Annotated in this window: 1 protein-coding gene; it reads right to left on the reverse strand. The window is 72.2% G+C overall.

Going from position 1 to position 1514, the window contains the following annotated elements; all coding sequences use genetic code 11:
* On the reverse strand, nucleotides 1-1514 hold a 1514-nt coding region (locus WAW85_RS09195), incomplete at both ends, for an alpha-(1->3)-arabinofuranosyltransferase domain-containing protein (RefSeq protein ID WP_422559312.1).

The following is a 1514-nucleotide window of genomic DNA, read 5'->3' on the forward strand; positions in this document are numbered from 1 at the left end:
GTGAGGGTGGGCCGCTTGGTGGCCTTGTCGGTGGGCTCGGGCGCGATCCAGGTGGTCGCCGGATCGCCGTCGATGGCGGCGGTCGCACTGCCGCGCACATCGGTCACGCCCGACGGCCCCTCGGCGCGCAGTGCGCCGGGGACCGCGAGCAGATCGTTCAGCGCCGCCCCGGCCATCGGTCGCAGCACCACCGACGGATACACCTGCGTCGGTACCGGCACTGACAGCGTCCGGCTGAAGACACCCGGGATCTCTGGATCCAGCGGCAACGCCCCCGCGCAGCGGATCCGGTCGCCGTCGTCGACGCACGCCCCGCGGCCAGGCTGTTCCGGTCCGAGTACCCATCCGCGGACACCGGTGCCGGTCGGCAGCTCCGGTAGCAGCACCTGCTGTCGGATGCCGATTGGCAGCCGGGTCACCGCATTTTCGAGCGCCACTTCGGCGAGGGCGAACTGGTTGCCGCCGCGCCCGTCCTCGGTTTCGATCGCGCGGATCTGTATGTGACTGGTGGGACCGGACGGCAGCACCACGCGCGTCGGTGTGCCGGGCTTGAGGTTCGCCGCGACGGTGCTGCCTGCGTCGGTAGTGATCAGGACGGTGGTCACCTCCGAGCCGATGGCCTGCCCGGTGGTGAGGGTGACCGCGAGGTTGGGCTGGCGTTCGGCCAGGTCGATCGCCAGCCACTGGCCGACGGCCGAGTCCAGACCTCGGCTCACCCACGCGGTGCTGGGATCGCCGTCAAAGGCGGAGGCAGCTGCGGCGGCGGGCACGCTCTGGCCGGGTTGAGTGGCATCGGAGGCAGAGCCGCTGGTACTGACCCGCACCGTGCCGGGCTCGCCGTCGAGCACCCACCGGGCTACTACCGGCGGCTGGCCGTCGACCGGATAGTCGGCGACGCGGTTCTTGGTCAGTCGTGGATCGTCCGGAGACCGGATGGCCGAGGCGTGGTCGTCGACGCGTCCGAAGTCCACCTCCCGCAAGGCCGGGGTATCGGTGGCCAGGACGCCGGGGCCCTGCCCCAGTCCGGCCTGCTGGGCATCGGCGAGCAGGAGTGCTGGCCCCACGGCCGGTAGTCCGGCGCGCATTCGGGCCGTATTGATGGCGAGCAGGCTTTCCGGGCCGCCAGCCACCCGCGCAACGCCGTCTGCTGGGGTCAGTCGCGGGCCGGTGTTGGGGGCACCGGCGATCCGATAGACGGTCACCGCAGGCAGGTCCGGTCGGAGCCCGTTGTCGACCACGAAGCCGTCGGCGGTGGGTGGGCTGGTGGGTGGTCCGAAGGTGGCCACCGGCGTGATCCCGGGCGAATCGCGCAGTGCTTGGGCGACCAGAAGTGGTCGTGCGGAGCGCGACGAGGTCGGCTCCAGATCGGCGCGCAACACCAGGTAACCGACGCCCTGCTCGGCGAGCGTCGGCGCGAGACCTGGCCCCCCACGTCCGGCGGCCAGCGCCCGCTGCACAGCATCGAGCGCGCGGATCGCGCCTGGCGGGGTGAGCGGGATCGCATCGCGCACCGC

Source organism: Gordonia sp. (in: high G+C Gram-positive bacteria), assembly GCF_049299075.1.
In the GTDB taxonomy this organism is placed as follows: Bacteria; Actinomycetota; Actinomycetes; order Mycobacteriales; family Mycobacteriaceae; genus Gordonia.